The following is a 25,047-nucleotide window of genomic DNA, read 5'->3' as shown; positions in this document are numbered from 1 at the left end:
TAAAAACCAATGAACAGTGAATTAAAAAAAGCGAGTCACCGACTCGCTTTCACTTTCATTTTTATTGCTATTTCATGTAGCTAAAAAAGTTCAACCCACAAAATGACGTGGAGAATCCAAATTCTTCAAGGCATTAATAATTTTATGGGAGTGGTTACACACGATCAGTTTAGCGCGGTGCTGTGGTGGTAAAAAACCTTCGTGCACCGCATGATCTAATTGCTGAATCAGAGCATCATAAAAGCCATTCACATTATATAAAATCATCGGTTTTTGGTGCTGATTCAATTGCCCCCAAGTGGCAATTTCCAAAATTTCTTCAAAAGTACCCAAGCCACCTGGTAACGCCACAAAGGCACTGGCACGATCTGCCATCATCGCCTTACGCTCATGCATGCTTTTTACTACGTGTAATTCGGTTAAATTACTGTGGGCAATTTCATAATCCAGCATAAATTCAGGAATTACTCCCACCGCTTGCCCACCATGTTGCACAACGGTGTCAGCAACCAAACCCATTAATCCAATACTCGCGCCGCCGTAGACCATACCAAAGCCTTGCTCGGCTAGTTTTCTTGCCAGTTGTACTGCTTTTTCCTGATAAATCGGGTTATTGCCAGAGCGCGAACCACAGTACAGTGCCACTAAAGGTTGAGAGGTTTGAGGAGATGGATTATTGATATATTGGGTCATTCTTAATTCGCTATTCATTTATTTTCTTCACCATAGCATGTTCTTTTTGTTGGCTCTAGCTTAGTACTCAAATATGACAAACCCGTCAGTATGCAGTGTTCAATTTGCAAAGATTTGTGAAAGTGCTGCATTGACGTGGATGATGTCGCAAAAAGGGGATGAATCTGAGCGCAAACTTTCCTATACTCAAAGCTTGTCTGACAACTATAGAATCGTCATGGACAGTGGCAGTAGTCGCACCGAACGAATATTTTTAAATTACATGCTGTGCCAACCAGAGCAAGCAAACTTATCTTTTCAGTGTCATCGCCGTGTGGCACGTTTGACCCATGATATTCAGGAGAAGAGCGCATGATCTTTGAATGGATGTCTGACCCCGCTGCGTGGGTTGGGTTATTGACCCTGATCGTACTCGAAATTGTATTAGGCATTGATAATTTGGTGTTTATTGCCATTTTGGCAGAAAAGTTACCGCCAGAACAACGAAATACGGCACGGGTGGTGGGCTTGCTTCTCGCCTTGGGGATGCGCCTGATTTTACTCGCCTCTATCGCGTGGGTCGTCACTCTGACCCAACCACTGTTTCATATTTTTGAACATCCTTTCTCTGGACGTGACCTGATTTTACTGTTTGGTGGTGTGTTCCTGTTGTTTAAAGGCACCATGGAACTGCGCGAACGCATTGAAGGCAAACCAGCACTAAAAGAAGAAAACCCTGTGCACGCGACTTTCTGGATGGTGATTGTGCAGATTGTGGTGCTAGATGCGGTGTTCTCACTCGACAGCGTGATTACCGCTGTGGGCATGGTGCAGCATTTATCGGTCATGATGATTGCGGTGATCATTGCGATAGGCATTATGTTGTGGGCGTCTAAGGCGCTCATGGACTTTGTCAATAAGCATCCTACCGTGGTGATTCTATGCCTGTGCTTCCTGATGATGATTGGTTTCTCATTGGTGGTGGAAGGTTTTGGTTATCACATTCCAAAAGGCTATTTATATGCCGCCATCGGTTTCTCGGTGATGATTGAATTCCTGAACCAAACCATCCGCAGAAATCAGGAAAAAACCGTGACCACCACCGATTTACGCTACCGTACTGCTTCGGCTGTGATGCGGATGTTAGGTGGCAAAAGTCAAAATACGACAGAAAGCAGTCATATCAACGAAGATGTTTTGGCTACCCGCGCCTTTGCTGATGAAGTCTTTGATGCTGAAAATGGCGTCTATCACAGCGTGATGGTACAAGGAGTGTTGGGCTTATCTGAGCGTCCTGTAAAATCGGTGATGACGCCACGTCCTGAACTGGAATGGATTGATTTAGACGAAGATGATGCCTCAATTCGCAGCCAATTATTAAGTATGACCCATTCACGAGTGATTGTGGCACGTGGTGAACTGGACAATATCTCAGGCATTGTCTTAACCCATAAAGTCATGAATCAATACATTGAAACAGGTGTACTGGACTTTGAAACACATTTGCGTGAACCCGTGATTGTGCATGAAAATGCCCAAGTTTTGATGGTGATGGAGCAATTGCGTCAAGCACCGCTGCAAATGGCGATTGTGCTGAATGAATATGGCTCGATTGAAGGCGTTGCCACACCTATTGATATTCTGGAAGCAATTGCAGGCGAATTCCCTGATGAAGATGCTCTCGAAGCCAGTGCTGAAAGTTTGGAAGATGGCACATTATTGCTAGATGGTTCCATTGATATTCGTCACGTATCTTTATTATTAGGTCGTGATTTGGTGGATGAAAGCGAGCAATATTCAACTTTATCAGGCTATATTTTATTCCATTTGGGACGTTTGCCTGAAAATGGTGAGAAATTGCTTTCCGATGGTTATGTTTTTGAAATTGTGACCATGGATGGACATAAAATTGAAAAAGTGCATTTGATTCAGCAGGAATCTTCAAGCGCATCATAAACTGAACGCCAAACTGCATTTCAGTCTTGTGCTTCCGCTAAAATAGCCTGCATTGTCAGGCTGTTTTGGGGCTGTTGCCATTGCAAATATAGACGAAGTGTCAACAGACCCTATTATTGATTTAAATTTCTGGAATTTTCTATGCATCACTTGGCATGTCCGTGCGGGCAAGGTGATTATCAATACTGCTGCCAACCTTTACACGTAGGGCAGGCACATGCGGAAACTGCAAGCCAACTCATGCGTTCACGCTATAGTGCTTTTGCCTTACAACAAATTGATTATATTGTGCAAACCACTGCGCTAGGACAACAGGCAAGTCTGGATGTTGGCGCAATTGCAGATTGGAGCAAGTCGAATCAATGGTTAAAGCTCGAAGTGCTGAATAGCAATGAAAAGTTAGATAAAAGCCATGCCCAAGTTGAATTTAAAGCCCATTACCATGATGCTAAGCAGGCGCAAATTCACCATGAAATTTCCCATTTTGTGCAACATCAGGCACGCTGGTATTTTCTAGATCCGACCACAGGGCAACAGCCGACCATGAAACAGCCGTGTATTTGTGGTTCGGGTAAAAAATTTAAGCAATGTTGTGCGCAATTTTTATAACTTTATCTTGGTTTTTCGCTTATTATAACGCGCATCTATTGGCCTAGTGAAAGAAGGGCAAGTCCATGTTGTTGTTGGTCATTTACTTAATCGCGATTACCGCAGAAGCGATGACAGGCGCATTGTCTGCAGGGCGTCGCAGCATGGACTGGTTTGGTGTCACCTTAATTGCCTGTGTCACCGCATTGGGCGGTGGTTCGGTGCGAGATGTATTGTTGGGGCATTATCCGCTGACTTGGGTCAAACATCCTGAATATTTGGTGCTGACCTGTATTGCAGCTTTTATCACCATTTTAATTGCCAAATGGATGAGTCATTTACGTTCCATTTTCTTGGTGCTCGATGCTTTAGGCTTAATTGGCTTCACTATTATTGGTTGTCAAATTGCTTTGGAAATGGGGCATGGCTTTGTGGTGTCTGCCGTTGCAGGCGTCTTAACAGGTGTGTCAGGTGGGATTCTGCGTGATATTCTGTGTAACGATGTGCCTTTAGTGTTCCGCCGTGAGCTATATGCCAGTATTTCTTTTGTGTCCGTGATTTGCTATTGGTTGTGTATCGAAATCGGTTTGTCGCTTGAATTGACCGTGATCTCAACACTTGTTTTTGGTTTTACTTTGCGTTTGATTGCGATTTATTTTGGCTTAGAAATGCCTAAATTTATTTATCAGGACGATGATGAACATTCAGCATCCTCTAAAGATGAAACCTAATTGGTTATAAGAATTGTATTGAATATCTAAATAGAAGCGAACCGATCACCAGATCGGTTTTTTAATGCTATCCACATCCTGTCAATTCATAGTATAAAAATACAACAGCAGTTGTGTTTTAGCCCATATCCTTTTAGCCAACTTAAAGAGTGTGTTATGGATTTAGTTTCGCGTGTGCAACGTCTACCCATTGGAAAATTCCACTATAGCCTACTGGTGGTGATTGGTCTGGGCTGGATGTTTGATGCCATGGATACAGGACTGATCTCCTTTATTTTGGCAAAAATGGCAGAAGACTGGAGCATGACCCCTGCCGAAAAAGGCATGGTGGTGTCGATTGGTTTTGTCGGAATGGCCATTGGGGCAGTCTTTTCAGGTGGTCTGGCCGATAAAATTGGACGTAAAACTGTATTTGCCACCACCTTGGTGATTTACAGTCTAGCTACTGCCGCTTGTGCCTTTGCACCGAATTTAACTTGGTTACTGGTCTTTCGCTTTATTGTCGGTTTAGGTTTGGGCGGGCAGCTTCCCGTAGCGGTGACTTTGGTCAGTGAATACATTCCTGCGCATGTGCGTGGGCGTTTTATTGTATTGCTGGAAAGTTTTTGGGGCTTGGGGTGGTTATGTGCGGCATTGGTTTCTTATTTTGTGATTCCAAAATTTGATTGGCATACAGCATTTTTAATCGGTGGTTTGCCTGCCTTATATGCCTTGGTTATCTGGAAAAAAGTCCCTGAATCTATCCCATATCTGATCAATCGTGGTCGTATTGCCGAAGCACATGCACTGGTACAAAAGTTTGAGCGTCAATGTGGGGTAGAAGTCATTGAACAGATTGAAGTTCAGCCTGTTGCCGCTAAACAGCATATCTCTTTTACCCAACTGTGGTCGGGGCCATTTGCACGCCGTAGTTTAATGCTGTGGCTGATTTGGTTTGGCATTGTCTATTCCTATTATGGCATTTTCACTTGGTTGCCTAGTCTGTTGGTGCAGCAAGGCTACAGCATCTTGCAATCATTTGAATACGTGTTGGGCATGATTTTGGCGCAATTACCTGGTTATATTGCAGCCGCCTGGTTGGTCGAAAAATTAGGACGCAAAGCCACACTGGCAGGTTTTATTGGCATGTGTGCCGTATCGGCGTACTTCTTTGGTCAGGCGGATAGTGTGGCGATGATCATGTTCTGGGGCTGTTTGATGTCGTTCTTCAACTTGGGCGCTTGGGGGGTGCTATACACCTATACCCCAGAACAATACCCAACCAATATTCGTGCTTTTGGCTCAGGTTGGGCTTCGGCGATTGGACGCATGGGCGGTATTGTCGCCCCGATGGTGGTCACGCACATGATGGTTATGCAAAATGGCTTTAGTTATGTCTTTATGATGTTTACAGCGGTTTTATTGGCTGTTGCTGTGGTGATTGTGGTGTTGGGTGAAGAAACCAAAGGCAGAACTTTAGAGTCGATGGGTTTGTAAGCTTAAAATAAATCCATCTTCCAACTTGAAATGACAGTCAGCGTAAACCTGCTTGAGGGATTTACGCTTACTGGCTCCAAGATTTAGCAGTCAGGACGAATTCCTGATTTAAAGCCAAGGAGATATTTTGCATGTTAAAACTATGCCGATCTTCAGGAAGTTGTAACAATAATGGTAAGCGTGTTATACCATTTTCACCATTGGCAAAAGCATAGTGACGGATTTTAGGGTCAATTCTGCTAATGAGATTCTTGGCTTCTAAATAAACACTTTGTTGGTTTGCCTGTTTTTGAATACTAATAATTCCAATATAACAGCGATCTTGAATATAAATTAGGCTCTTTTTTAGCTTCTCTATTTTCACCTGATTATTTTCAGATTTTTTCAGCAAACGTTTAAAAAATCCCGCTTTTTCATTTGTTTGAATTTCTCGTTCGAGACTACGTATTTGTTGTTGTATATTGCGGCTCTGTTCAATCGCAGCATTCACATGCTCTCTGATCTTTTGAACAGGGGCGATTACCGCATTTAAATGTCGTTGATAGTGATATTCATCTTCAAAGAGCACAAAAACTTCTGCGCGACGCTGCACCAATAAATGCAAATATGCAATCAAACGATATTTAAAGCTGCGGGCGTAGGGATTAAATTGCAACATGGGTTCTTGAGATAAAGCTTCAAACTGATGTAAGAGTTCAGTCATTAAACGTTTCAGATTTAAATAACAAAACTCTAATTCATCAGACTGTTGCACACTTTGTTTTAAACCTCTTGCAAATGGTTCAAGCACTTGCAAGCAAAGGTCTTTTTCTAAGCAATCTAAATGCTCTTTGACTAAATAATCTGTAGAAAAACCTTGAATATCCACCACTTTTTTCATTTGTGGTAAAAGTTGCTCTTGCTTATATAGGTGTAAAGATTCAATCAACTCCACAATATTCGGATTCATTTGACGTTGAATGCCGATAATTTGTGTCATTTGCTGTTTAAAATTTTCAATATAATCAATTTGATCTAACTTTTTCGGATCAAGAACTAAACCACTAATATAGAATTTATTTTCTACGCCAAAGTTTTCTTCTGTTAAAAAGCGTCGAATGGAATAAGCAGATACACGGCTGTCGTAGGAACTACTCACAATAAAATAGTAATCTGTAGCATCGATAATTTCAAAGTCACGAACATGCAGTTCATGAACAAAGTAATCCTGAAAAATTGATGGTTTTTGTTGTGCATATTCACTTGGTAAAATATAAGCAAACCAATTGCCCAAAATTTCACTTTTCATAAACACTTCAAAGATAAAACTACGAATTTGTGCTTGATCTAGATTGCGATGGTTAGTTGTAACAGTGAAGTCTAAATCACGAATAATTAAAGCAGCATCATATAAAAACGCTTTTTTGAGTAAAAGTTGGGCTTGAATATCCTGTGGCTCATGTAATTCAATTTGATTCATTTCATGAATCACCGTTTCTAGAAAATCGGCGATTTGAAAGTCGGTTTGGTATGTTTCTAAATAGTCAAAGCTACTTTGTACGTTTTTGGCGAGTTGTAATAATTCTGGATGCTGTGTGTACTGTGGAATGTCTTGCAGACGGATGTAACCATGAAATTCAAAGGTTTCTGTAAGATAATTCCAGTGAATATTTTTGGGTTTTAAGTATCGGTCTTCTATTTTTTCATGCAGTTCTTTAGGTGTAGCGGAAAGAATTGCGTTTAGCTGCTGCTGCCATTTATTATCAAGAATAGGATCAATTTGTTTTAACTTTACCCGAAGCTGATAAGGAATATAGGTCTGCATAGCGAAATCCAAAAGAACCGTTACAATAAATTTAAACTTTCAATAAAAAACTGCAGTGTGTTTTATATCACAAAAAACAGCATTTATATTGAAAAAACTAAAGGAATTTTTATGTAATAAGTATTGTTTCAAACATCTATAACGTGTCAATAGAGCCTCATAGAATGACTTGTTAGAATATTGCATTGCTGTTTTTATAAAATGAATATTTTTACGGCATAAGACACAAATTGTCGCAGAGCATCCCTACTAACTCTTGTGCAGGATGCTGCTGCGGCATAGCATAAGCCGATTGATACAAAAACAAATGATTTAGGACGACAGGTTTTATGACCAGCCTTGCGCATCATGCAACAGAAAACCGTTCCGTAGCAGAATTTACCGAACGTGCATACCTTAACTATGCCATGTACGTGATTATGGATCGTGCATTACCCCATATCAGCGATGGTTTAAAACCTGTACAGCGCCGTATTGTGTACGCCATGAGTGAGCTTGGACTCAAACACAGTGGCAAACCGAAAAAATCGGCACGTACCGTGGGGGATGTATTGGGTAAATACCATCCGCATGGTGATTCTGCTTGTTATGAAGCCATGGTCTTGATGGCGCAGCCGTTCAGTTATCGTTATCCATTTATTGAAGGACAGGGTAATTGGGGTTCACCCGATGATCCTAAATCCTTTGCGGCCATGCGTTATACCGAAGCCAAACTATCGCAATATAGTGAAGTGCTTTTGGCTGAATTGGGGCAAGGTACTTGTGACTGGCAAGATAACTTTGATGGCTCATTAAAAGAACCTGTCAATTTGCCTGCGCGTGTACCGAATATTTTGCTTAACGGCACCACAGGTATTGCCGTGGGGATGGCGACCGATATTCCACCGCATAACTTGCGTGAAGTGGTGAAAGGCACAATTGCCCTGATTCGCAACCCAAATTTAACCGATGAAAAAGTCGCAGAATATATTCCTGCACCAGATTTACCTACCAAAGCTGAAATTATTACCCCGCCTGAAGAATTGCTGAAAATGCAAAGTACAGGTCGTGGTAGTTACCGTATGCGTGCGGTGTACAGCATCGAAAAAAATGAAATCGTAATTACCGAATTGCCGTATCAGGTTTCGGGTTCAAAAATCATTACCCAAATTGCTGATCAGATGCAGGCGAAAAAACTGCCGTTGGTGAGCGATGTGCGTGATGAATCTGACCATCAAAACCCAACCCGTTTGGTGATTGTACTGCGTTCCAACCGTATTGATGCCGAAGCAGTGATGAGTCACTTATTTGCCACAACTGACTTGGAATCGAGCTATCGTGTCAATATGAACATGATTGGCGCAGATGGTCGTCCGCAGGTGAAATCGATTCGTCGTATTTTGCTGGAATGGATTGAGATTCGAAAAAATACCGTCACACGCCGTTTGCAATATCATCTCAATAAAATCGAAAAGCGATTGCACATTTTGGCAGGTTTGCTGATTGCCTATTTAGATATTGATACCGTGATTCGGATTATTCGTGAAGAAGATCATCCTAAAGCCGAGTTGATGGCGCATTTTGGTATTGATGAAATTCAGGCTGAAGCCATTTTGGAATTAAAGCTGCGTCATTTGGCTAAGCTTGAAGAAATGGAAATTCGTCGTGAACAAGAAGAATTAGAAGCACGCGCTGCCATTATTCGTGAACAATTGGCGAATCCTGAATCATTGAAAAATTTAATTATCAGTGAGTTGAAAGAAGACGCGAAAAAGTTTGGTGATGATCGTCGTTCACCAATTGTATTGCGTGCCGAAGCGACTGCGATTAATGAACAAGATATGCTACCTGCCGACCCTGTAACGGTGGTGTTGTCTGAAGCAGGCTGGATTCGTTGTGCCAAAGGGCATGAGGTCGATGCGGAAAATCTAAACTTCCGTGCAGGTGATCAATATCTCAGTCATGCGCAAGGCAAGTCTAATCAGCGCGTTTATATTTTAGATGATACGGGACGCAGTTATGCGTTGCCAATTAATAGCTTGCCTTCGGCACGTGGCTTGGGAGAACCATTAAGTTCAAAACTTGCCCCTGCCAGTGGCGTTGGCTTTAAACAATTGCTGATTGCCGATGATGAAGCTGAAATTTTAGCAGCCAGCAGTAAAGGTTACGGCTTTAAAACACAGGCCAAACAGCTAGATACCAATGCCAAAGCAGGTAAAGCATTCCTGTCTTTGCCCGAACAATCGACAGTGATGAACTTGCAAATGATTGAACACGCGAGTCATGTTGCACTGCTCAGTTCAGCAGGGCGTTTACTGGTGATTGAGCTGTCAGAATTGCCAATTTTGAATAAAGGTAAAGGTAATAAATTGATACAACTTGAGGAAAAAGATCAGTTGGTGTCTATGTTACCTTTAAGTTTAGATGAAGCAATTCAAGTATTTGCAGGACAGCAACAACTCAAACTCAAAGGTGACGATTTGCTGAAGTATGTGGCCAAGCGCGGCACGAAAGGTCAGCTCTTACCACGCGGTTACCAAAAAGCAAATAAACTGTTAATTCAAAGATAATACTAGCGTTTTTTAAGCAAAATACGTTATATATGGTTTGTATTCGTGAAAATGGATGCAATACGGGACATAAACAAGCAAACAACGACGTCCTGTATTGAGAAAAACAGTTTAAAACTAAGGATTATTGATTGGAGAAATTGGCATTATGGAAAAGATTTGGTTTGCTGAATACCAAAAGACAGGGATTCCAGAAACTGTAGAACTGCCTGCAGAAAATACGTCACTCGTAGACATTTTTGAACGTAATTTTCAAAAATTTGGTTCACGTGATGCCTTTATCTTTATGGATAAGGTTTTAAGCTTTAGTGAACTAGAAGAAGCTAGCCGTAAATTTGCAACTTATTTACAAAGTTTAGGTTTGGCACCGGGCTCGCGTGTTGCGGTGATGATGCCGAACGTACTTCAATATCCTGTGGTTGCACTGGGGGTGTTCCGCGCAGGTTTAGTATTGGTGAACGTGAACCCACTTTATACTTCACGTGAGTTAGAGCATCAATTAAATGACTCTGGTTCTGAAGTTTTAGTCATTATTGAAAACTTTGCATCCGTTTATCAGGCGATTATTGGTAAAACTCCTGTGAAGCATGTTGTTGTTGCTTCTGTGGGCGATATGCTAGGTGCATTAAAAGGCACGTTGGTGAATTTTGTTTTACGTTCAGTGCGTAAGCAAATTCCTGCATGGAACATTCCGGGTCACGTTAAATTTAACGCAGCAATGTCTAAAGTAAGCCCAAGCAACTACAAACGCCCAAGCTTAACTTTAAGTGATACGGCTGTGTTGCAATACACGGGTGGTACAACAGGTGTATCTAAGGGTGCAGAATTAACACACCGCAACCTTGTGGCAAACATGCTGCAATGTGATGGTATTTTCCAGAGTAAATTCGGTGCACAAGATGGTCAGCCAGATGACCGTATTTTCTGTGCATTGCCGCTGTATCACATCTTTGCATTCATGGTGTGTGCGCTTTACGGCATGTACAAAGGTCAGGCAAACGTCTTAATTCCAAACCCGCGTGACTTACCTGCGGTGATGAAAGAATTACGCAAATATCAACCAACTTTCTTCCCTGCGGTGAATACTTTATTCAATGCGCTTGTGAACAATGAAGAGTTTAAACAGCTTGATCACAGCAAATTGAAAATGGCGATGGGCGGTGGTATGGCCGTATTACCATCAACTGCTGAAGCATGGAAAAAAGTCACAGGCACTAACATTATTGAAGGTTATGGCTTGTCTGAAACTTCACCAGTTGCAACGGCAAACCCACCTGCATCTGAAGAATTTAGTGGCACAATCGGTATTCCATTACCATTAACTGAAGTGGCTATTTTGGATGATGATGGCAATGAAGTTGCACTGGGTGAGCAAGGTGAAATTTCAATCCGTGGTCCACAAGTCATGAAAGGCTATTGGAACCGTCCAGATGAAACCGATAAAGTGATGATTAATGGTTTCTTCCGTACAGGTGACATTGGTGTCATGGATTCACGTGGCTATGTGAAAATTGTAGACCGTAAAAAAGACATGATTTTGGTATCAGGCTTTAACGTGTATCCATCTGAAATTGAAGAAGTGATTGCGAAGCATCCGAAAGTATTGGAAGTGGCAGCCATTGGTGTACCAGATGAAAAATCAGGTGAAGTGCCAAAACTGTTTGTGGTGAAAAAAGATCCATCATTAACCACAGAAGAAGTATTAGCATTCGCTAAAGAGAACTTAACTGGCTATAAACGCCCGCGTTATGTGGAGTTTATGGATGAATTGCCAAAATCGAACGTAGGCAAAATCTTGCGTAAAGATTTGCGTAAAACTGCGTAATTCATTCTGCTTTGAAATAAAAACGCCCCCGAAAATTCAGGGGCGTTTTTTTATATGCTTAGAAAATAGATTGTTTCTTGTTCGATAAAGGCAAAAGTATTACTCTTTCATCAGCCAACGGTCAAAGTAACGACGCCCAACACCCACAATACCCAAGAAAATAAACATCGCACCAAATTGGCGGCTAAAACCTGATTGATTAAAACTGCCATAACTTAAAATATTATCAATTAAGCAATACACCACAATCACAATAATCCAGTGCCAGAGCGGTAAGCGCTTAATCCCTACCGCATAAAACGCCACCCAAAGTACAACGAAGGTAAAAATGGTCGACCATACGTTCATGTTGGCGCAAATCACCATCAATAAAAATGCCACAATAGGCAACACAATTTTTAAAACACGATCCACTCGCAGTTGATGTTGGCGCTGCTTTTCAAGTACATCTAACATTTCCTTTTGATCTGGGCTGACCATAATGGATCCTTTATACAATTGCTTAAAACATGCTATTTAACAAAATTTATTCAAGAAATGCCATGTTATGATAAGTTCTCAATACAGTTTATGAGAAAAAATTGATGCAAAGCATAAGTGGAATTGTTTATCTAATTATTATTGCTTGCTTATTGCCGTATGTCTTTGCTGTTGTCGCAAAAATGGCAGGCGGCTTTAAACGTGAAGATAACCAAAATCCACGTGAATTTTTAGCCAAAACCACAGGTTTTGCTGCACGTGCTAACGCCGTACAGCAAAACAGTTTTGAAAGCCTGCCTTTATTTATTGCTGCAGTGCTCATGGCGGAATATATGGTCATCCCACAAGTGGTGGTGATGATGTTTGGTATTGCTTATATTGTGCTGCGCATTATTTATGGAATTTGTTATTTAGCCAATTGGGCGACGTTGCGTTCAATTGTTTGGATGCTGTCTTTACTTTGTCCAATTTGTATTTTGCTGATGGTGATTAAACTGACCTGATCAAGTCATGTCTGAAAATATGTATTTTTGCCTTGCAGATGTATAATCGCGCAGTAATTCAGGACAGAAAACCGTTATAATTGACGCGGTTTTAAAAAGATTTAACTTGTTTAAGAGTGATGCTATGAGCTACAGCAATATCCCTGCGGGTAAAGATGCACCAAATGACATCTATGTGATCATTGAAATTCCTGCCAATGCAGCGCCAATCAAATACGAAATTGACAAAGATTCTGATGCATTATTTGTAGACCGTTTCATGGGTACAGCAATGTTCTACCCAGCGAACTACGGTTATGTACCAAATACACTTTCATTGGATGGTGATCCGCTAGACGTATTGGTTGTGACTCCACACCCAGTAGAGCCAGGTTCTGTGATTCGTTGCCGCCCAGTGGGTAAATTGAACATGGAAGATGATGGTGGTATTGATGCGAAATTGGTTGCCGTTCCGCACGAAAAATTAACCCCAATTTATAAAGATGTTCAAGAATATACGGATCTTCCACCATTATTGATCAGCCAAATTGAACATTTCTTCCAGCACTACAAAGACTTAGAGCCAGGCAAATGGGTGAAGTTAAGCGGTTGGGAAGGTGCTGATGTTGCGAAACAAGAAGTATTGAACTCAATTGAAGGCTACAAAGCTGCAAATCCATAATTTGCGCGCAGTCTATTTAGCTTTCACATGAAAGCTAAAATATAAAAAACCTGCACAGAATATGTGCAGGTTTTTTATTGGGTTGGCTATTCCGAGAAATTAGAATAATTTCACAGGAATATCTAACCAGATACGCCATTCATTAGTTGAGCCAATACCTTCGCTGTTATTCACTTTTTGGTTATTGTAGCTACTACTTGAACGCAAGTAAGAGTAGCGTAAGCGTAAGCTCGCATCTTTAAATGCACCAGATTGAACGGTGTATTTCACTTGGTTGAAAAATTCATGTTCTTCAGCTTGATCAATAATTTCAGTTCGATTGTTGCGATCCGCAACATCAATATCCCAACCGTAAACAAATGCACTTGTCCAGTTCAAGCCAGGTAAACCGTGGTTTTTAAAGTTGTAGTTATATTGCAAGCCAACTGATTTTTCATCATTGCCGTTGAAATCAGATAAGTATGAATTTGGTACATAAATACTTTGTAGACCATCTGCATTGTATGCATAGTCGTAACCTGTATTGCCAGCATTATCTTGATAAGCCAGCATTACATTGTGAGCATCTTTATTATAGGTTGCCGAAACTCCCCAAATAGTGTTTTCACGGTCTGCAAGGTTATCTGTAGTATGTGAACCTGTGGCTGCACCAGCTTCCCACTGTGTGTTATAAGCCACAGCATCTAAGGTTACATTTGCATCGTTAGGTACAGCAAAGTTGTAATTTGCATTGGCATAGTGGCGTTCTAATTTATCTTTAACATCTACCCCATAATAAGAGGCATTAACTTGGTCGTTAAATTTGTATTTTGCACCCCAGAAAATAGCACTATCCAAACCTTGTTGGTCTGAGCTGATGTCATTTGACCATTGGTTTTTAGTAAATTTACCACCAATTAACGTCAAGTCTTTAATTTCGTTACTTTCAATATAAAGACCAGTGTAGTATTCAGGTGTTAAGCGTGCTGTATTGCTTGCAATTACTGGTATTTCAGATACTTGCGTACCATATTTAGCTGTTGTATTTGATACGCGTGCTTTTACATAAGCACCACCACGTGCCCAGTGGTCATAAGCAGAACCATCGTTGTGGACTGGAATCATTTGGTTGCCAGTATTTTTGTTTTCACCTAGTTTGAATGAAGCATCACCAATGATACCTGCACCAAAACCAACAATACCTTTAGTAAAGCCAGAATCTAGATTGATAATTGCTGTTTGAGCTGCAGAGCTTGTGTCGTTTGTTAGTCCATCTTTTTTATCACGATTCAAATAACCTGTACGGAATAAAACCGAACCGTTTGCGTCTTCTACAAAGCCTTTAGATTCACTTTGTTCGCTAGCAAATGCAGTTGAAACAAGCGCTGCGTTGATCAGCAACGCAAGTGTTAATTTTTTAGATTGCAGCATTGGGAGATGGCCTCATGCAGTAAATGTGTAGTTGAAACGTAGGCGAATTGTATCGCTATTTATGCGCGAAAATATCACTTTTAAAGCACTTATGACACTAAAGTTAAGCATTTTTTCGATAAACTGTGGGGTCATTAAAAATATCGACTTTTCAAAAGTTGAATAATTATTTTAATTTCTAGTAAAAATAAAAACATAATTTTAAATGAGCTGAACAGCTAGAATGGATGACTTGGGAGCAATGCTTTAAGTTTTTTGTAAATTTTAGCCATAAAATCATCTTTGTTTAATATTTCAGCAGTTTAAGTTAATAGTTTATGGCGAAATAAGTAAGTAAAAACCTAAAATTTTATGTTTATTTCATCTTGTTAAGTATTTCTTCAAAAGTGCGGTTTTAAATTTAAGAATAGATAAGGTTGTATATTTTGGTTTTTATTTGAACTAAAAGTATAAAAAATAGAATGGTGTTGATGGGGTAACTAATAGTTTTTAGCTATGAGGTGTTTCATGTGAAATACGGTGTTTTATTTGTGCTGTTTTTGATGAATTTGACCCAGTAAGCATTTCTCTTTTTGCTAAATTTTTAAGTGTAATAACTTCAGAAGATATTGCATCGACCTGTCACAATGCTGCTGAAATCTCACATTGGCTATTCGGTTTAACAATTTGAATGATATGCATGTTCTTGGTGCAAAAAAATTATTCGTATTCAAACAATATTTTTCTAGGCCAAACATGCTGTTCGCCCTTAATGGGAAAGGGGCTGTAAGCATATGAGTAATGACTTTGTCCCAGTTTTTAGTATATGCAAAGATGTGCGAATAAATGTTATTGCACTTTTTTAGGCAGTTTAAATTTGAGTTCTAAGTCAGGTACATCAAAAATGTTGCAATGTATTCTGTATTTACACGGTAAATATGACTTATACATCTATGTAAAAAGAATGAACAAAAGTGAGTTGTAGACCATAGCGATGAAAATAAGAAATTTATTAATTTAAAAATAAATATAAATAACAATCATTTAGATGTGGTTGTGAGCCTATTCTGAGTATGGAAAATCTTGTTTTTTTGAATGTTGGCACACGGTTTGCAATCCTCCATGTGAGTTAAACAACAATAGACACAAGCATCTCATCAGATGCAGGGGGAAAATCATGAACATGGGATTTAAAACACTTTTTGCAGCAGCGATGATGGCAGCATCTGGTCTAAGCATGGCATCAGAATCAACTTCAGCATTGTCTTTTAGTGGTACTGCGGCAATGACCAGTGATTATCGTTTTCGTGGCATGACACAAACAATGAGTGATCCTGCGGTGCAAGCGGGTTTTGCGTTGAGCCATGATTCAGGCCTTTATGCTGGTGTGTGGGGTTCCAATGTCGATTTTGGTGGCACAGCGCATTTAGAACTTGACCCTTATTTGGGTTATGCCACTACTTTAGACAGTTTTGCCAGCAAGCCATTATTAGACGTGGGTTTTTGGTATTACGCCTACCCAAGTGAGAGCGATTTAAACTGGCTCGAAGCTTATGCAAAATTAGGTTTTAGTGATGTTTTGTTTAAAGATGCCAGCTTATTAACAGCCATTAACTACAGTAATGATTTCTTAGGTGGTGACACCGATGCTTGGTATTTCAATGCCACTTATACCGCACCCATTGGAAGTACCGGCTTTTCTGGGGTTGCTGGATTAGGTTACACCCAAGCAGATGACTTTGATTTTGGCGGTGGAAAAGACAGCTATGTAGATTGGAAAGTCGGTGTAAGCTATAACTTTGCTTCAGTTGAAGGTTTATCTGGTGAATTGGCTGCTGTAGGAACTGATATTGATACCGATGGTTTTTCGCATGCGGCAAAGCGTGGCGTTGAAACAGGAGCTGTATTTACTTTAACTAAAGCCTTCTAAAGATAGGGCTAGGACGATAAATAAAAGCTTCAGTTTGGAGTGAAACTTAAAACAATAAAAACAACTCGCCCATTGTCAGGCATGGCAATGGGCTTTTTTTCATCTCTTAGACTTTCAATCAGGCTTCATGGGCACGATAAGACAGCGCTTCACTCAAATGTGGACTTTGAATCTGTTCACTTTGGGCTAAATCTGCAATGGTGCGTGCCACCCGTAACACCCGATGATACGCACGCGCCGATAAGTTCAAACGCTGCTGCGCAATGGCTAAAATATTTTGGGCAGTATTATCTAAGTGTGCAAATAGTTCTAATTGTTTGGGACTGAGCGCCATGTTTAAACACTCTTGGCGTTGCAATTGTCGTGTATATGCTTGAATGACACGGCTTCGCACGGTTTCAGAATTTTCCACTGGTCGGGTATCCTGTAATTCATGTGCTTGCAGAGGTGGTACATCAATGTGTAAGTCGATACGATCCAACAACGGTCCTGAAATACGGTTTTGATAGCGTTTAATACTTTCTGCAGAACACTGACAGCGCACATCTTGATTAAAAGCATAACCACAAGGGCAGGGATTCATGGCAGCAATCAGTTGAAAGTTGGCTGGAAAGGTAATTTGCCGAGAGGCGCGGGAAATCACAATTTCTTTGGACTCTAAAGGTTGGCGCAGCACTTCTAACACTTTTTTATCAAATTCAGGCAATTCATCTAAAAATAAAACGCCTAAATGCGCCAAGGTAATTTCACCGGGTTTGGGATATGAGCCTCCACCGACCAAGGCTACAGCAGAAGCGGTATGATGTGGGGCGCGAAAAGGACGCTGTCCAAACGTATGCGGGCTATTGGCCACTGAATAGATACTGGCAACCTCTAAATTTTCCTGCATATTCAATGGCGGTAAAATACTGGAAAGCCTAGATGCCAATAAGGTTTTGCCTGTACCGGGTGGGCCTTTGAATAGCAATGAATGTCCACCTGCAGCCGCAATTTCCAAAGCACGTCGTGGGCGCAACTGTCCTTTAACATCGACTAAATCAAAGGCGGAATGTGATAACTGTGGTTGGGCAGTCGCGGTGACTTTATCTAAAGGCTGGCTTTGTGCCAAATGTTCGCAAACTTGTTTTAAATGTGTGGCGGCAAAGACTTCAAAGTCAGGCAATTGAGCAGCTTCTTGTGCATTTTGTTCAGGTAAAACCAAACAATGCTGTGCCTGTTGGCAGGCAATCGCAATACTGAGTGTGCCTGTGGTGGGGCGCAATTGACCATCTAAAGCCAATTCTCCAATAAACTCTAAACCTTCAGTGCTTTGTTCGGGCAACTGTCCCGAAGCAATTAAAATGCCTAAAGCAATGGCTAAGTCCAAACGCGAACCATCTTTGGGCAAGTCGGCAGGTGCTAAATTAATGGTCAGACGTTTGGTCGGAAATTGAAAACCACTATTAATAATGGCAGAGCGTACCCGATCTTTACTTTCACGCACGGCAGCTTCGGCTAGACCGACAATGGTTAAAGAAGGTAAACCTTGACTCAGATGGACTTCAACTTCAATTGCAGGGGCGTGCAAGCCGAGCAGCCCCCGCGTATACACTTTGGCAAAAGACATTTTTATGATGATCCGTTTTGGTGCGTTATTTTTATAATGTTTGTTTTTTGTTTTTATGCACTCAATTGGTGCTTATTTTTTGAGTTGAATTTTCTGTTCCAGTGCTTCAACCTGTTTTAACAATTCATTTAAACGTAAGTTGGCATTATTGAGCGCAGTACGTTGGCGGTCTAGCTCATCTTGCGAGACCAAATCCATTTTGGTGACCGCTTCATTGAGCAAAGCACGTAAATTATGTTCTAAATCTTTTTTAGGTTGTTCAACTTGTTCCAAAATGGCTTGTAATAAAGTTTCAATCATTGTTGTTTCCACAAAGATGGAGAAAATGGAGGCAGTGTAGCACTGGTCTTGAATAGACTATAGCATTTCAGACGAAATATGGATTTATTCGATGAGTAAAATCGTAAATCTTCTAGTAAATATGTCTATTTTTTGAAGATCACAACCATATAAATGTATAAAATAAGGTATAAAGAAAACTCATGTCACTGTTTCTAATTTCCCCCGACCTTAGAACTTTGGCATGGAATTTGAACATAAAACCTTACTGGTGAATTAAGCCGAAGGAAAACACACATGAAGCTCGTAACTGCAATTGTAAAACCCTTTAAGTTAGATGATGTGCGTGAAGCATTATCTGAAATTGGTGTTCAAGGGATCACCGTAACAGAAGTCAAAGGCTTCGGTCGCCAAAAAGGTCATACCGAACTATATCGTGGTGCTGAATACGTCGTTGACTTCTTGCCTAAAGTTAAAATCGAAATCGCAATTAGCGATGAAATGGTCGATTCGGTGATTGAGTCAATCACTCGTGTTGCTAGTACAGGCAAGATTGGTGATGGCAAAATCTTTGTGACTAACCTCGAACAAGTCATCCGTATTCGTACAGGTGAAACGGGTGCAGACGCTGTTTAAGAAAATGGCACGAAGTTTGCTGAGTACCTAATAACTCACAAAAACAAAGGTCGGGGGACACAAATGAAAAAAATGCTACTCGCGCTGAGTCTATCAGGCGCACTTCTTGGTGGTTCTGTTGCTTGGGCTGAAGAAGCCGTAACAGCCACCGCACCAACTTCAGATGTTGCAGTGCTTGAAACTGCCGAAACATCTCCTATCGAAACAACAAATGCAACAGAAGTTGCAGCTGTAGCAGAAGTCAGCACGCCCGAAGCTGCTGAACCTGAAGCTGTATTAGATACAGGCGATACCGCTTGGATTTTAGTTTCGACTGCTTTAGTTTTACTCATGACCATTCCTGGTTTGGCACTATTTTATGGCGGTATGGTGCGTAAGAAAAATGTACTCAATACTATGGCTTATAGCTTTGTAGCAGCAGCCGTGGTCAGTATTGCCTGGGTGGCAGTGGGCTATAGTTTGGCTTTTGGTGAAGGTAATGCCTTTATTGGTGGTCTAGACAAAGTCATGCTGGCAGGCATTGGTACAGATGCTTTAAGCGGCAGCATTCCAGAAATTTTATTTGTGATTTTCCAAATGACTTTTGCCATTATTACTGTGGCCATTATCAGTGGTTCAATTGCAGAAAGAATGAAGTTTGGTGCCTTTGTTGCCTTTATCGCGATCTGGGTGGTCGTGGTCTATGCACCAATTACCCACTGGGTATGGGGTGGTGGTTGGTTAGGCAATGATGGTGCTCTCGACTTTGCTGGTGGTACTGTTGTTCATATTAACTCGGGTGTTGCAGGTTTGGTTGCTGCATACATGTTGGGCAAACGTATGGGCTTGGGCCGTGAATCTATGGCTCCGCATAACCTGACTTTGACTGTACTGGGTGCCAGTTTACTCTGGGTGGGCTGGTTTGGTTTCAACGGTGGTTCTGCTTTAGGCGCGAATGGTGCAGCGGGTTATGCCTTAGTTGTGACTCAAGTGGCAGCCGCAGCCGCAGCAATCGCATGGCTTGTTGTTGAAAAACTGGTACGTGGTAAAGGTTCGGTATTAGGTGCTGCATCGGGTGCTGTTGCAGGTTTGGTGGTGATTACTCCAGCAGCAGGTTTTGTGACTGTTGGTGGTGCATTAGCGATGGGTTTAATTGGTGGTGTCGTATGTTTCTGGGGTATTACTGCCTTAAAACGCGCCCTGAAAGCTGATGACTCTCTAGATGCCTTTGGACTACATGGTGTAGGTGGTATTGTCGGTGCAATTTTAACCGCCTTCTTTGCCAGCGAGTTTATTATGGGCGATGCTGCACCAAGCAACTTGATGAGCCAACTTTGGGTGCAAGTTGAAGGTGTGTTAGCGACCATTGCTTACTCAGCTATACTGACTTTCATCATCTTAAAAGTAATTGATCTAACCATCGGTATTCGTGTGGCTGCAGAAGATGAGCGTATGGGACTCGACTTAAGCCAACATGGTGAACGTGTAGAATAATTCAGACAGCACATAATCAATATATTGTGTAAAACAGCCCTTCGGGGCTGTTTTTTTTCTATATGTTGCGTAAAACTCTACAAAGTTTGGAAATTTTGCTACACTGCATTTTCATTTAAATTTGTGCAATTAAACCGCTATGCATTGTCCATTTTGCAACACTGCAGACAGTAAAGTGATTGACTCACGTTTGGCGGCAGAAGGCTGCCAAATTCGCCGACGTCGTGAGTGTATTGGCTGTGGTGAACGCTTTACCACCTTTGAAAGTTATGAAGTGGTCATGCCTCGGGTAATTAAATCCGATGGTAAAAGTGAGCCTTTCGATGAAGCCAAGTTGCGTCGTTCGTTAATGCATGCTTTGCAAAAACGTCCTGTGACCCAAGAGCAAATTGAAACGGTACTTAGTGACATCCAACTGCAAATTCGCCGTTTGGGAGAGCGTGATGTGAAATCACGTACCATTGGTGAGGTTGTTATGCAGGCTTTATTTGCATTGGATCATGTCGCTTATGTACGTTTTGCCTCGGTGTATCAAGACTTTCAGGATGTTGAAGCCTTCCGTCGCCAAATTGAACAAATGCAGTCGCGTGAGCAATAAAGCACAATGCCAGCATCTATTCCACAGCATCCATCCATGACTGAACTCAATACTGACGCGCAACCTGATGATCTTTTTTGGATGCGTCGTGCCATTGAACTGGCACGTTTGGGGCAATACAGCACTAAGCCAAATCCGAACGTGGGCTGCGTTATTGTTAAAGATGCCCAATTATTGGGCGAAGGTTTCCATCCGCGTGCAGGACAGCCACATGCCGAAGTCTTTGCTTTGCGTCAGGCCGCTGAACAAGCGCAGGGTGCAACCGCCTATGTGACCTTGGAACCTTGTGCACACTATGGGCGCACACCACCATGTGCCAAAGCCTTGGTTGATGCAGGCGTGGTCAAAGTGGTTGTGGCTTGTCCAGACCCAAATCCATTGGTGGCAGGTAAAGGCGTTCAGATTTTACAGGATGCAGGTATTCAGGTCAGTGTGGGCGTGGCAGAAGCTGAAGCAGCACAGTTAAATGCAGGCTTTTTAAAAGCTATGGCTACAGGTATGCCTTATGTGCGTTTAAAAATTGCCTCTAGTTTGGATGGTCGTACCGCCATGGCTTCGGGTGAATCTAAATGGATTACAGGGGCTGCAGCACGTGCAGATGTGCAACATTGGCGTGCAATTTCTGCAGCAGTCATTACGGGTATTGATACGGTACTGGCCGATGACTGTCTGCTTAATGTACGCCATTTAGAGGGTGTAGATGACATCCACAGCGTAGTACAACCTAAACGGATTATTTTAGATCGCCAAGGTCGTTTGCCTTTGAGCGCACAAATTTTGCAGCAGCCTGAAACGGTGATGGTGATGGGACCGTATCGTGCAGAGTTGGCTGCTTTGGGCGTGTTACAATTGGAATCACAACCTTTAGCCACCTTACTTGCCCAATTGGTACAGCAACATCAAATTTATGATGTATTGGTTGAAGCGGGAGCAACCTTATCGACCGCTTTCTTACAGGAAGGTTGGGTCGATGAAGTGATCAGCTATGTGGCACCTACATTGTTAGGGCGCTCGGCTCGTGCCATGTTTAATGCAGAATTTGAACAGATGGCAGAGCAACTTCGATTTAAACTTTGCGATGTCACTCAATTGGGTGATGACGTGCGCCTTAGGTTAATTCCTTCTCAAGAGACACTATGAGTTCAGAGTCAACGGTTTATCACAAACGTCGCCATGCGGCACGCACCACTGATGAATACTTATTCCATCAGTTAGTGCCTTATTTGGGCAATAAACGCCGTTTACTGCATCTGATTTTAGAAGCACTTGAACAGACAGGAACGCTGCATCCTAAAAATGGTCGTGCGCCAATTTTTGCCGATTTTTTTGCAGGTTCAGGAGTGGTATCACGTTTGGCGCGCCAAAATGGTTATCGGGTGATTGCCAATGACTGGGAACCGTACAGCCATGCCTTAAACCATGCGATTTTGGCCTGCACTGAAGCACCTGCGTTTAAAGAATTAGGTGGCTATCAAAAAGCCATTGATTATTTGAACCGTTTGCCTGAAGTCAAAGGCTGGGTGACGCATAACTTGTGCCCGCGCAATGACGAAATTTATGACCCAAGTCGTGACCGTTTATTCTTTAAACGTCGTAACGGCATGCGCATAGATGCGATTCGTCAGCAAATTGCCACGTGGCAAGCGCAGGGCGCCATTGATGATGTCGAGATGTCGGCATTGTTGGCGCCGTTGTTGTACTCTGCCAGTTTTGTCAGCAATACCAGCGGGGTGTTTAAAAGCTTCCACCATGGTTGGGGCGGTAAAACTAAAACTGCACTAGAACGAATTGAATCGTTATTGTGGCTCACGCCAAGCCGTTTTTGTGAAATTGGCGATGCCAGTAAACCTGCTGCAGAAATGTGGTGTGTCGATGCACAGCATCTGGCCAATCAAATGAGTGGTTTTGAGGTCGATGTTGCGTATTTGGACCCCCCATATAACCAACATGCCTATAGCAGTAACTATCATGTTTTAAATGCTTTAACGTTGTGGGATCAGGTCGATTTACCCACCCCAGACACCAAAGGCTTTAAAAGTGGTATTGACCGTGCATGGCGTAAGGAACGTCCAAGTCCATATAACTCTTCCAAGTATGCCAAAGAGGCTTATGAAACCTTATTGGAAACCATCAATGCACGTTTTATTCTGACCAGCTATTCTACCGATGGTAATATCAGTGCCACAGACTTGCTACAAGCTAACTTAAAGCGTGGCCGAGTGACATTATTGACCCAAGATGTACCACGTTATCGTGTCAGTAAGCAGCGTCAGTCTGAACGTGCGCGCGTGCTGGAATTTATTGTGATTACCGACACCCATGCCAAATCAGGCCCACCAATCCGTCAGTTGCTGGGTCAGTTGTACCATTTTGCAGAATTGGGCGGTGTCGATACCTCAGGGGTGAGTACCCAGCTGGCCTTGTGGTAAGCCCACCTTAATGAACACATTAGAGAAAGAATTATGTTTACAGGCATTATTGAAAGTTTAGGTAAAGTGGAAAGCCTGCAAAGTGTGGGCGGTGATGTACGTTTGCGTATTCAGACTGATTTGGATATGTCGGATGTGCATTTGGGCGATTCAATTGCCACCAATGGTATTTGTCTAACCGTGATTGAGTGGGGCGATAACTGGTATGCGGCAGATGTGTCGCGTGAAAGTCTGAACCGTACCACTTTAGGTACATGGAAAGTCGGTCAACCTGTCAACGTTGAAAAGGCCATGCTGCCAACCACACGTTTTGGCGGGCATATCGTGAGTGGGCACGTAGATGCTGTGGGTGAAATTACCGTGGTACGTGAAGATGCGCGTTCGATTTATTATGAAGTGACTGCACCTGCAGAAATTGCCAAATATTTGGCAGAAAAAGGCTCAGTGACGGTAGATGGCATTAGCCTGACTATTAACCATTTACGTGGCAGCATCATCAGCCTAAATTTAATTCCGCATACGGCAGAACGCACCAATATTGGTACGTGGAAAGTCGGCAGCAAAGTCAATTTAGAAGTGGATGTCTTGGCGCGTTATATTGAGCGTTTGCTCTTGGGTGATAAAGCGGCAGAAACTACGCAGCAATCTAAAATTAGCATGGAATTCTTGGCTGAAAATGGCTTTTTAAAATAAGTACTGAGCCGAATGAAATTTAAACAGTCTGATTGAAAAATTAGACTGTTTTTTTGTTTTTAGGGATAATTAACGAGATAAAGATGTTTTTTTCATCATAAACACCCCTTTGGCTTAATGTAAATGATTGATTTTTTAATGAATTTGGAACACTGGCTGCCATTATTACTCGATAATTATGGTCTGTGGATCTATGCCATTTTGTTTCTGATTATTTTTGCAGAAACAGGTTCTGTGTTCATGTTCTTTTTACCAGGCGATAGTTTGCTGATCGCAATTGGTGCCTTATGTTCCACCACTGACGTGGTGCATTTGCACTATATGGGGATTTTGCTTTTTGTCGCGGCAGTCTTGGGATATAGCGTCAACTATTACACTGGACGAATTCTAGGGGTGAAGTATTTTCATCAACATTCACGTTATTTCAAACCTGAATATATTGTCAAAACCAACCATTATTTTATGAAACATGGTGGCAAAACTATTTTAATGGCGCGTTTTATACCGTTTGTACGCTCATTTGCACCATTTGCTGCAGGATCAGGGCACATGCCTTTGGCGACCTTTAGTTTTTATAATGTGGTGGGTGCTGCTGTATGGATTTTTTCTTTAATGGCAATAGGTTATGGCTTGGGTAATATTTTGTCTTGGTTGGGTGATTGGATTTAAATTCCTCATTTTTTCTATTTTCTTATTCTAACCCGAATTACGGATAAGAAAAGCCCTTGAAAAAAAGGTAGTTAGAGCCATTTAGAAAGTTACGACACAA

23 protein-coding genes are annotated in these 25,047 nt (G+C 41.8%); 17 read left to right on the top strand and 6 right to left on the bottom strand.

Going from position 1 to position 25,047, the window contains the following annotated elements:
• Positions 1-90: 90 nt before the first annotated feature.
• The gene (locus CF596_RS09220) at positions 91-711 is read right to left on the bottom strand and encodes a TIGR00730 family Rossman fold protein (protein WP_096902251.1); all 621 of its coding nucleotides are present in this window, start codon (positions 709-711) and stop codon (positions 91-93) included.
• A gap of 121 nt (positions 712-832) precedes the next feature.
• Here CF596_RS09220 and CF596_RS09215 point away from each other — a divergent pair, with 121 nt between their 5' ends.
• From CF596_RS09215 to CF596_RS09195, 5 genes are all read left to right on the top strand, one after another.
• Complete coding sequence (locus tag CF596_RS09215; protein WP_143228680.1) at positions 833-1,048, top strand: hypothetical protein; 216 nt, start codon at positions 833-835, stop codon at positions 1,046-1,048.
• Positions 1,045-2,628, top strand: coding sequence for a TerC family protein (locus CF596_RS09210; RefSeq protein WP_004975629.1), 1,584 nt, complete (start codon positions 1,045-1,047; stop codon positions 2,626-2,628). Before CF596_RS09215 ends, CF596_RS09210 begins: the two co-directional genes overlap by 4 nt.
• A 141-nt stretch (positions 2,629-2,769) precedes the next feature.
• Complete coding sequence (locus tag CF596_RS09205; RefSeq protein WP_096902249.1) at positions 2,770-3,237, top strand: YchJ family protein; 468 nt, start codon at positions 2,770-2,772, stop codon at positions 3,235-3,237.
• Positions 3,238-3,302: 65 nt separating this feature from the next.
• Entirely contained in the window at positions 3,303-3,947 is a 645-nt protein-coding gene (locus CF596_RS09200; protein WP_096902248.1) for a trimeric intracellular cation channel family protein, read from the top strand.
• Positions 3,948-4,103: 156 nt separating this feature from the next.
• Positions 4,104-5,423 (top strand): MFS transporter, encoded by a 1,320-nt coding sequence (locus CF596_RS09195; protein WP_096902247.1) that lies wholly within the window; start codon positions 4,104-4,106, stop codon positions 5,421-5,423.
• 67 nt (positions 5,424-5,490) lie between these two features.
• Here the strand turns inward: CF596_RS09195 and CF596_RS09190 are convergent, their stop codons facing one another.
• Positions 5,491-7,227 carry a hypothetical protein gene (locus CF596_RS09190; protein ID WP_096902246.1) on the bottom strand — a complete coding sequence of 579 codons (1,737 nt, stop codon included), beginning with the start codon at positions 7,225-7,227 and terminating at the stop codon, positions 5,491-5,493.
• Positions 7,228-7,556: 329 nt separating this feature from the next.
• Here CF596_RS09190 and parC point away from each other — a divergent pair, with 329 nt between their 5' ends.
• A complete protein-coding gene (parC, locus tag CF596_RS09185; RefSeq protein ID WP_096902245.1) occupies positions 7,557-9,776 on the top strand; it encodes a DNA topoisomerase IV subunit A in 2,220 nt (739 codons plus the stop codon).
• 148 nt (positions 9,777-9,924) lie between these two features.
• Positions 9,925-11,601 carry an AMP-binding protein gene (locus tag CF596_RS09180; RefSeq protein WP_096902244.1) on the top strand — a complete coding sequence of 559 codons (1,677 nt, stop codon included), beginning with the start codon at positions 9,925-9,927 and terminating at the stop codon, positions 11,599-11,601.
• 99 nt (positions 11,602-11,700) lie between these two features.
• Here CF596_RS09180 and CF596_RS09175 read toward each other — a convergent pair whose 3' ends face one another.
• Positions 11,701-12,081, bottom strand: a complete 381-nt coding sequence (locus tag CF596_RS09175) for a hypothetical protein (RefSeq protein WP_004975646.1) — start codon at positions 12,079-12,081, stop codon at positions 11,701-11,703.
• A gap of 104 nt (positions 12,082-12,185) precedes the next feature.
• Here CF596_RS09175 and CF596_RS09170 point away from each other — a divergent pair, with 104 nt between their 5' ends.
• Both CF596_RS09170 and ppa read left to right on the top strand, forming a co-directional pair.
• A complete protein-coding gene (locus CF596_RS09170; protein ID WP_096902243.1) occupies positions 12,186-12,584 on the top strand; it encodes an MAPEG family protein in 399 nt (132 codons plus the stop codon).
• Between the two features lie 124 nt (positions 12,585-12,708).
• Positions 12,709-13,245, top strand: coding sequence for an inorganic diphosphatase (gene ppa, locus CF596_RS09165; protein WP_004975651.1), 537 nt, complete (start codon positions 12,709-12,711; stop codon positions 13,243-13,245).
• Between the two features lie 99 nt (positions 13,246-13,344).
• On the opposite strand, the gene CF596_RS09160 is transcribed toward ppa, so the two are convergent.
• On the bottom strand, positions 13,345-14,655 hold the full coding sequence (locus CF596_RS09160; RefSeq protein WP_096902242.1) for an OprD family outer membrane porin: 1,311 nt from the start codon (positions 14,653-14,655) through the stop codon (positions 13,345-13,347).
• A gap of 1,162 nt (positions 14,656-15,817) precedes the next feature.
• Between CF596_RS09160 and CF596_RS09155 the strand changes: the two genes are divergently transcribed.
• Positions 15,818-16,564: a TorF family putative porin gene (locus CF596_RS09155; RefSeq protein WP_257224319.1), complete on the top strand. Its 747-nt coding sequence runs from the start codon at positions 15,818-15,820 to the stop codon at positions 16,562-16,564.
• A 118-nt stretch (positions 16,565-16,682) separates the two neighbouring features.
• Here CF596_RS09155 and CF596_RS09150 read toward each other — a convergent pair whose 3' ends face one another.
• Together CF596_RS09150 and CF596_RS09145 are read right to left on the bottom strand one after the other, a co-directional pair.
• On the bottom strand, positions 16,683-18,170 hold the full coding sequence (locus tag CF596_RS09150) for a YifB family Mg chelatase-like AAA ATPase (protein WP_096902240.1): 1,488 nt from the start codon (positions 18,168-18,170) through the stop codon (positions 16,683-16,685).
• A 72-nt stretch (positions 18,171-18,242) separates the two neighbouring features.
• Entirely contained in the window at positions 18,243-18,470 is a 228-nt protein-coding gene (locus CF596_RS09145) for an accessory factor UbiK family protein (RefSeq protein ID WP_096902239.1), read from the bottom strand.
• Positions 18,471-18,746: 276 nt separating this feature from the next.
• Here CF596_RS09145 and glnK point away from each other — a divergent pair, with 276 nt between their 5' ends.
• The 7 genes from glnK to CF596_RS09110 all read left to right on the top strand — a co-directional run bounded on the left by glnK (position 18,747) and on the right by CF596_RS09110 (position 24,947).
• Complete coding sequence (gene glnK, locus CF596_RS09140) at positions 18,747-19,085, top strand: P-II family nitrogen regulator (protein ID WP_004650081.1); 339 nt, start codon at positions 18,747-18,749, stop codon at positions 19,083-19,085.
• Between the two features lie 63 nt (positions 19,086-19,148).
• A complete protein-coding gene (locus CF596_RS09135) occupies positions 19,149-20,558 on the top strand; it encodes an ammonium transporter (protein WP_096902238.1) in 1,410 nt (469 codons plus the stop codon).
• Between the two features lie 139 nt (positions 20,559-20,697).
• Positions 20,698-21,156, top strand: a complete 459-nt coding sequence (gene nrdR, locus CF596_RS09130; protein WP_096902237.1) for a transcriptional regulator NrdR — start codon at positions 20,698-20,700, stop codon at positions 21,154-21,156.
• Between the two features lie 36 nt (positions 21,157-21,192).
• Positions 21,193-22,296 (top strand): bifunctional diaminohydroxyphosphoribosylaminopyrimidine deaminase/5-amino-6-(5-phosphoribosylamino)uracil reductase RibD, encoded by a 1,104-nt coding sequence (gene ribD, locus CF596_RS09125; protein WP_096902260.1) that lies wholly within the window; start codon positions 21,193-21,195, stop codon positions 22,294-22,296.
• Positions 22,293-23,585: a DNA adenine methylase gene (locus CF596_RS09120; protein WP_096902236.1), complete on the top strand. Its 1,293-nt coding sequence runs from the start codon at positions 22,293-22,295 to the stop codon at positions 23,583-23,585. Before ribD ends, CF596_RS09120 begins: the two co-directional genes overlap by 4 nt.
• Positions 23,586-23,618: 33 nt before the next feature.
• Positions 23,619-24,278: a riboflavin synthase gene (locus CF596_RS09115; protein WP_096902235.1), complete on the top strand. Its 660-nt coding sequence runs from the start codon at positions 23,619-23,621 to the stop codon at positions 24,276-24,278.
• A 123-nt stretch (positions 24,279-24,401) separates the two neighbouring features.
• Positions 24,402-24,947 carry a VTT domain-containing protein gene (locus CF596_RS09110; RefSeq protein ID WP_004975673.1) on the top strand — a complete coding sequence of 182 codons (546 nt, stop codon included), beginning with the start codon at positions 24,402-24,404 and terminating at the stop codon, positions 24,945-24,947.
• Positions 24,948-25,047 lie beyond the last annotated feature (100 nt).

The sequence above is a fragment of the Acinetobacter sp. YT-02 genome (assembly GCF_002412355.1).
Lineage (GTDB): Bacteria > Pseudomonadota > Gammaproteobacteria > Pseudomonadales > Moraxellaceae > Acinetobacter > Acinetobacter towneri.
Note: the sequence above shows the minus strand (reverse complement) of the source record. Positions and strands in the feature narration are given on the sequence as shown.

What these genes read in the sequence shown, in the direction of transcription:
- CF596_RS09155 (WP_257224319.1), top strand. Translation starts at nt 15,818, where the DNA reads ATGGGATTTAAAACACTTTTTGCAGCAGCGATGATGGCAGCATCTGGT.
- CF596_RS09115 (WP_096902235.1), top strand. Translation starts at nt 23,619, where the DNA reads ATGTTTACAGGCATTATTGAAAGTTTAGGTAAAGTGGAAAGCCTGCAA.
- CF596_RS09195 (WP_096902247.1), top strand. Translation starts at nt 4,104, where the DNA reads ATGGATTTAGTTTCGCGTGTGCAACGTCTACCCATTGGAAAATTCCAC.
- CF596_RS09210 (WP_004975629.1), top strand. Translation starts at nt 1,045, where the DNA reads ATGATCTTTGAATGGATGTCTGACCCCGCTGCGTGGGTTGGGTTATTG.
- CF596_RS09170 (WP_096902243.1), top strand. Translation starts at nt 12,186, where the DNA reads ATGCAAAGCATAAGTGGAATTGTTTATCTAATTATTATTGCTTGCTTA.
- ppa (WP_004975651.1), top strand. Translation starts at nt 12,709, where the DNA reads ATGAGCTACAGCAATATCCCTGCGGGTAAAGATGCACCAAATGACATC.
- parC (WP_096902245.1), top strand. Translation starts at nt 7,557, where the DNA reads ATGACCAGCCTTGCGCATCATGCAACAGAAAACCGTTCCGTAGCAGAA.
- CF596_RS09110 (WP_004975673.1), top strand. Translation starts at nt 24,402, where the DNA reads ATGATTGATTTTTTAATGAATTTGGAACACTGGCTGCCATTATTACTC.
- CF596_RS09205 (WP_096902249.1), top strand. Translation starts at nt 2,770, where the DNA reads ATGCATCACTTGGCATGTCCGTGCGGGCAAGGTGATTATCAATACTGC.
- CF596_RS09160 (WP_096902242.1), bottom strand. Translation starts at nt 14,655, where the DNA reads ATGCTGCAATCTAAAAAATTAACACTTGCGTTGCTGATCAACGCAGCG.
- CF596_RS09150 (WP_096902240.1), bottom strand. Translation starts at nt 18,170, where the DNA reads ATGTCTTTTGCCAAAGTGTATACGCGGGGGCTGCTCGGCTTGCACGCC.
- CF596_RS09215 (WP_143228680.1), top strand. Translation starts at nt 833, where the DNA reads ATGATGTCGCAAAAAGGGGATGAATCTGAGCGCAAACTTTCCTATACT.
- CF596_RS09220 (WP_096902251.1), bottom strand. Translation starts at nt 711, where the DNA reads ATGAATAGCGAATTAAGAATGACCCAATATATCAATAATCCATCTCCT.
- CF596_RS09190 (WP_096902246.1), bottom strand. Translation starts at nt 7,227, where the DNA reads ATGCAGACCTATATTCCTTATCAGCTTCGGGTAAAGTTAAAACAAATT.
- CF596_RS09200 (WP_096902248.1), top strand. Translation starts at nt 3,303, where the DNA reads ATGTTGTTGTTGGTCATTTACTTAATCGCGATTACCGCAGAAGCGATG.
- CF596_RS09135 (WP_096902238.1), top strand. Translation starts at nt 19,149, where the DNA reads ATGAAAAAAATGCTACTCGCGCTGAGTCTATCAGGCGCACTTCTTGGT.
- ribD (WP_096902260.1), top strand. Translation starts at nt 21,193, where the DNA reads ATGACTGAACTCAATACTGACGCGCAACCTGATGATCTTTTTTGGATG.
- CF596_RS09145 (WP_096902239.1), bottom strand. Translation starts at nt 18,470, where the DNA reads ATGATTGAAACTTTATTACAAGCCATTTTGGAACAAGTTGAACAACCT.
- glnK (WP_004650081.1), top strand. Translation starts at nt 18,747, where the DNA reads ATGAAGCTCGTAACTGCAATTGTAAAACCCTTTAAGTTAGATGATGTG.
- CF596_RS09180 (WP_096902244.1), top strand. Translation starts at nt 9,925, where the DNA reads ATGGAAAAGATTTGGTTTGCTGAATACCAAAAGACAGGGATTCCAGAA.
- CF596_RS09120 (WP_096902236.1), top strand. Translation starts at nt 22,293, where the DNA reads ATGAGTTCAGAGTCAACGGTTTATCACAAACGTCGCCATGCGGCACGC.
- nrdR (WP_096902237.1), top strand. Translation starts at nt 20,698, where the DNA reads ATGCATTGTCCATTTTGCAACACTGCAGACAGTAAAGTGATTGACTCA.
- CF596_RS09175 (WP_004975646.1), bottom strand. Translation starts at nt 12,081, where the DNA reads ATGGTCAGCCCAGATCAAAAGGAAATGTTAGATGTACTTGAAAAGCAG.